Consider the following 5386-nt stretch of genomic DNA (forward strand, 5'->3'; position numbering starts at 1 on the left):
CGCCTTTTAAAATATCACCGCGTTTAGCATAAAAAGCCTGATTTGCATCACGAAAGCGGCCTTTGGTGGTAACAATCACCCCGCTATGTAAAAACAAATCAGCAACCGACACCGCGCTGGGAAGTATGCCTCCGGGGTTGTTGCGTAAATCAATCACCAGCCCAGTAAGCGGGTAACCGTACTGGCTTTGCATAGTGGCAATGTGCAGCGCCACTTGGTGCAAAGTGAAGTTAGAAAAATTATTAATCGCTAAATAGCCATTGCCTGCGCCTAATAATTGGCTAGTCACGCTGGTGAGTTTTATGGTGCGGCGCGTAATATTAAAGCTGATGGGATTTGGCTGCTGCTCACGTTTTATGCGTAATTTAATGCTATTGAGGTTACTGTTTTTGATCTGCTGTGCTACGTCGTCAATGCTACGCTGTTGTGTTGCTTTATTATTAATACTAATAATAATATCACCGGGTAACAGCCCTGCGGCTTGCGCTGGAGACTGGCTAATCACATCGACAATAGTTATGGCCTTATCTAGTTCTTTAACCTCAATTCCCAGCCCAGTGTAATGGCCGTTGGTATTATCAAATAAGGCGGCGAGCTCCGCTTCATCAAGGTATTTAGAGTAACGATCGAGCTGCGCATATAGCTGCGCAAACTGCTGATGATTATAGTTATTGTGGCTATTACTGAGCGCTAAGTCATCGACGTAATACTGCTCAATATTGAATAAAATTTCATTTATTTGCTGGTGTTGCAGTTGCTTTATTGAGCTGGCAGCCACTTTATTAAAGCCGCTAGTAAGAATGAGCACCACGACTAAGCACACGCCGAGTAAAAACGCAGGGCGATTAAAGCGGCTAGTAGTAAGGAAATGTTGATTCATAAGCGGCTGCTCCAGTGTGGCGCAGCAGCTTATTGAGTGTATAACAGCAGCAAGGTGTTAATAAAATTGCATTAAATACGCTTGCACCATTTTACCGGGTTTACTGCGCTACCTTTGTGGCGTATTTCGAAGTATAGACCAGAACTTGCTTGTCCGCCGCTTTGTCCAACTAGGGCTACTGTTTCGCCTTCTCTTACCATATCACCCACATCTTTGAGCAGGGTTTGTGCATGGCCATATAAGCTCATAAAGCCCTCTCCATGGTCTACAACGATCACCCAGCCATAGCCTTTTAGCCAGTCGGCAAACACCACTTGGCCATTGTGGATACTATTAATATTTGCGCCTTCTTTCGCGTTAATTAATACCCCTTTCCAATCAATGCCGCCATGTTTACGTTGCCCAAAGGTATGCGCTAATTTACCTTTACTAGGCCAGTTAAGTTTACCTTTACTGCGAGTAAGGCCAAGCAGCTCAATTTTTTTGGTTTTTTCTTTTTCGAGCTCCGCAATGGTATTGAGTAGGGTTTGTTGGTTTTCTTTTAAATAGTCGATTGAACTTTTAGTGCTATTCAGCTGCACCTGTAAATTTTTTAGGTTGGTTTTTCGCTCCGACTGTGCGTTAAGTAACGCGCTTTGGCGGCGCTGTTGTTCTTCATGCAGTTCAACTAAGGTTTGCTTCGTTTTAGCAAGTTCAGCCTGATTTTGCGCTATTTCCAGTTGCAGCGTTTGTAATTCTTTTAGCTGTTCAATGCGCGCTTTGTTTAAATAATTATAGTAACTAAGGGTGCGTTCAAATTTGGCGGTGTCTTCTTGATTTAGCAGCATTTTTGCATAATCATCGCTGCCACCGGCCATGTATGCGCTTTTAAGTTGTGCCGCTAAAATGTGTTGAAACTTGGCGTATTGTTTTTGTAGTTGAACTGCTTTTTGTTGTTGCAGCTGCTGTTGTTTGCTGGTCTTTTTTACCGCTTGCTCTGCCATATTTAATGCTTTGGCATTTTTTGCAATATCGAGCTCGTGTTTTTTTAGGGTATTTTGCAGCTGAGCAATTTTTTTGCGCTGTGCTTGGTACTCAGATTGGCTTTGCGCTAATGCTGATTGCACTTCGGATAAATCTTTTTTAGTGCGATCTTCATTAGCGGCTGCGTTGGCAGCCGTTAATGAAGTAACGAGTAAAATAAGCGTAATAAAGCGAGGGCTGTGCATGGCTTATTTCAGTGTCATAATAGGCGTGCCGGTCATTTCCGCCGGTTGCTCCATGCCCATTAAGTGCAGCATAGTAGGGGCAACATCACTTAAGGCTTTACCTTCAGATGCAACCGCATCACGGCCTACGTAAATAAACGGCACCGGCTCACTGGTGTGTGCTGTGTGCGCTTGACCCGTTTTAAGGTTGGTCATTTGCTCGGCATTACCATGGTCGGCGGTGATCAATGCTTCACCACCAAACTCTTCTAGTGCATCTACTACTCTGCCAATACAATGATCAACCGCTTCACAGGCTTTAACGGCAGCTTCAAATACCCCTGAATGACCCACCATATCACCATTTGGGTAATTACAAATAATAGCGTCGTATTGGCCGCTTTGAATCGCTGCGACCAGTTTGTCGGTCAGCATTGCTGAGTTCATTTCTGGTTGTAGGTCGTAGGTTGCCACTTGCGGTGATGGGATCAACTCGCGAGTTTCACCGTTAAATTCGTTTTCACGGCCACCACTAAAGAAAAATGTTACATGGGCATACTTTTCGGTTTCTGAAATACGTAATTGCGTTTTATTGTGTTTTTCTAGCCACTCGCCAAATACGTTCACTAAAGGCGTTGGGCCAAACGCAACCGGTGCATTAATGTCGGCAGCGTATTCCGTCATCATTACAAATGCGCTGAGAGCCGGTGATTTTTTCTTGTTGAAACCGTCAAAGTTAGGCTCGACAAAGGCACGGGTAATTTCGCGCGCACGGTCTGCTCTAAAGTTAGCAAAAATAAGGGTATCGCCATCGTTAACCGTGACCGGCTCTGCACCGTCTGGGGTAATAGTACTGGCCGTTACAAACTCGTCATTTTCATCGCGTTGATATGCGGCGTCTAGGGCGGCAACGCCGTTTGTAAAGTTAAACTCGCCTTCGGCTAGGGTCATTAAGTTATAAGCCTTTTCAACACGATTCCAGCGGTTATCGCGATCCATAGCGTAGTAGCGACCAATCAGTGAGGCTAAACGACCACATTTTAGTTTTGCAAAGAGTGCTTCAATGCGCTCAATAGACGCTTTAGCGCTTCGCGGCGGAGTGTCGCGACCATCTAAGAAGCCGTGAAAGTATACTTCTTTGGCACCGCGTTTGGCGGCTAATTCAATACTTGCCACAATGTGGTCTTCATGGCTGTGCACGCCACCTGGGCTAAGTAGCCCCATTATATGCACCGCTTTACCAGCAGCAACGGCTTTATCAATATTGTCTACCAGTGCTGGTGTGCTATCAAATTCACCGTCGTTAATGGCTTTGGTTATACGGGTAAAATCTTGGTATACAACGCGACCTGCACCTAAATTAACATGACCTACTTCTGAGTTACCCATTTGTCTATCAGGCAGACCCACATCAAAACCCGATGCTGAAATTAATGTGCGCGGGCGGGTGGCCCACAATTTATCTAATACTGGTGTATTTGCCGCAAGAATCGCATTACTTTGCTCATCTTCGCGGTATCCCCAGCCATCTAAAATCATTAATACCAGTGGTTTTTTATGTGTTGTCATCGTTAATCCTCAAAGTTAGCCCGGCTTTACTGCACACACGCATCATCGCGAGTATGCTAATGCTAAGCATACCGTGTTTTATAACTCGAATCAGCAAGCAAAAGCAGATAATGAACAGTTTTAGCGCTGGCTTTTAGAGTTAATACTGTTGCTTGCGAAGTTATTACTCAGCGGCTGATAAAATAGTATCAGCCTAGGGTGTCTTCTACTACAAGTAGCGCAGTGCGTGTGGTTTTTCTCCATGCAGGGGGGGTAGTCAGCTATATATAGCCAGAAAGCTGTAACTAAAATGGTGTTTTTATACGCGAATTACTGGGCTAAACTCGCATTTTTAGCTGATTTGGGTATACTTGCGCGGCTAATATTCATTTTATTCAAGCGGGGCGTATGCTAGCTTGGTGAATAACGGCAAGTAGTGTGTGTGGGTAGGGTATTTTTTGTGATATTTACTCACCCAGTTAACGTAGCTGCTAGGCACAAAATAGCTAAAACATCATGTTTTAGGATGAAATTTTATAGTGGAAGTCGAATGGATCAATATATTGAATTTATCAGCAATCATCCAATTTTAAGTGTAGCTTGGGTTGGTATTTTATTGCTAATTATTAGTGGTTGGATCAAAAGTAAGTTTTCAGCAGTGCGCCAAATTAACCCTCAGCAACTCACGTTACTGATCAACCGCGAAAACGGTCAAGTAATCGATATGCGCGCACAAAAAGAGTTTAACGCAGGGCATATTGCCGGCGCTGAGCACTTGAGCCCAGAAAAAGCGAAAAAATCTGATTTTTCACACCTTGAAAAGTACAAGAGCAAACCCATTATATTGGTATGTACTACAGGTATGACCGCCTCAGGCACTGCAACGGCCATGCATAAAGCAGGTTTTGAGCAAGTGAGTGTATTATCAGGTGGTATGGGTGCTTGGCAATCTGCAAGCCTGCCAACGACAACGGGTCGCTAATAATTATTAGCAAACCCATTAGAGGATAATTTATGAGTAATGTTGTTTTATACACCAAAGCCTATTGCCCTTTTTGCCAACGTGCTCGCGCACTGTTAGACAGCAAAGGCGTGCAATACACGGTTTATGACATTGGTGTACAGCCTGAATTGCGTGATGAAATGATCGCCAAAGCAGGCGGCGCAAGCACGGTACCGCAAATATTTATTAATGATGAACATATTGGCGGCTGCGACGACATGATGGCAATAGAAGCCCAAGGTAAACTTGACGCTAAACTAAACGCCACACTAAACGCTTAAATTTTAACTAATTATAATAACGAACAAGTTAGGAATAACCATGACTGAAGAAACGCAAAACGCAGCAGCACAACAAGATACAGGCGCACAATTTACTATCCAACGTATTTATACTAAAGACGTCTCGTTTGAAACGCCAAATTCACCGGCTATTTTTCAAAAAGAATGGACCCCAGAAGTTAAACTAGACCTAGATACACGCTCTAACAAGTTAGACGAAGGTTTATTTGAAGTGGTACTGGCGCTAACGGTAACAGCTTCAATTGGTGAAGAAACGGCGTTTTTATGTGAAATTCAACAAGCGGGTATTTTTACTATTGCTGACGTTGAAGAAATGCAACTGGCGCACATGTTAGGTGCATTTTGCCCTAACGTATTGTTCCCATACGCACGTGAAGCGGTATCTAACTTGGTTAACCGTGGCACATTCCCACAGTTGAACCTAGCACCGGTAAACTTTGACGCATTATTTGCGCAATACATGCAA

The 5386-nt window shown here is 43.9% G+C and carries 6 protein-coding genes; 3 read left to right on the top strand and 3 right to left on the bottom strand.

Annotation, left to right across the window (positions count from 1 at the left end):
• From ABYB02_RS14200 to gpmM, 3 genes are all read right to left on the bottom strand, one after another.
• Positions 1 to 880: S41 family peptidase (locus ABYB02_RS14200; RefSeq protein WP_372763070.1), on the bottom strand; the 880-nt coding region annotated here is incomplete at its 3' end.
• 71 nt (positions 881 to 951) lie between these two features.
• The gene (locus ABYB02_RS14205) at positions 952 to 2088 is read right to left on the bottom strand and encodes a murein hydrolase activator EnvC (protein ID WP_372763071.1); all 1137 of its coding nucleotides are present in this window, start codon (positions 2086 to 2088) and stop codon (positions 952 to 954) included.
• Positions 2089 to 2091: 3 nt separating this feature from the next.
• On the bottom strand, positions 2092 to 3636 hold the full coding sequence (gene gpmM / locus ABYB02_RS14210; RefSeq protein ID WP_372763072.1) for a 2,3-bisphosphoglycerate-independent phosphoglycerate mutase: 1545 nt from the start codon (positions 3634 to 3636) through the stop codon (positions 2092 to 2094).
• 529 nt (positions 3637 to 4165) lie between these two features.
• Between gpmM and ABYB02_RS14215 the strand changes: the two genes are divergently transcribed.
• The 3 genes from ABYB02_RS14215 to secB all read left to right on the top strand — a co-directional run.
• Positions 4166 to 4597 carry a rhodanese-like domain-containing protein gene (locus ABYB02_RS14215; protein WP_372763073.1) on the top strand — a complete coding sequence of 144 codons (432 nt, stop codon included), beginning with the start codon at positions 4166 to 4168 and terminating at the stop codon, positions 4595 to 4597.
• A gap of 32 nt (positions 4598 to 4629) precedes the next feature.
• A complete protein-coding gene (gene grxC / locus ABYB02_RS14220) occupies positions 4630 to 4899 on the top strand; it encodes a glutaredoxin 3 (protein ID WP_372763074.1) in 270 nt (89 codons plus the stop codon).
• Between the two features lie 40 nt (positions 4900 to 4939).
• A partial coding sequence (gene secB / locus ABYB02_RS14225) for a protein-export chaperone SecB (protein ID WP_372763075.1) occupies positions 4940 to 5386 on the top strand: 447 nt, incomplete at its 3' end.

The organism is Pseudoalteromonas sp., from assembly GCF_041613455.1.
In the GTDB taxonomy this organism is placed as follows: Bacteria; Pseudomonadota; Gammaproteobacteria; order Enterobacterales; family Alteromonadaceae; genus Pseudoalteromonas.

What these genes read in the sequence shown, in the direction of transcription:
- ABYB02_RS14205 (WP_372763071.1), bottom strand. Translation starts at nt 2,088, where the DNA reads ATGCACAGCCCTCGCTTTATTACGCTTATTTTACTCGTTACTTCATTA.
- gpmM (WP_372763072.1), bottom strand. Translation starts at nt 3,636, where the DNA reads ATGACAACACATAAAAAACCACTGGTATTAATGATTTTAGATGGCTGG.
- ABYB02_RS14215 (WP_372763073.1), top strand. Translation starts at nt 4,166, where the DNA reads ATGGATCAATATATTGAATTTATCAGCAATCATCCAATTTTAAGTGTA.
- grxC (WP_372763074.1), top strand. Translation starts at nt 4,630, where the DNA reads ATGAGTAATGTTGTTTTATACACCAAAGCCTATTGCCCTTTTTGCCAA.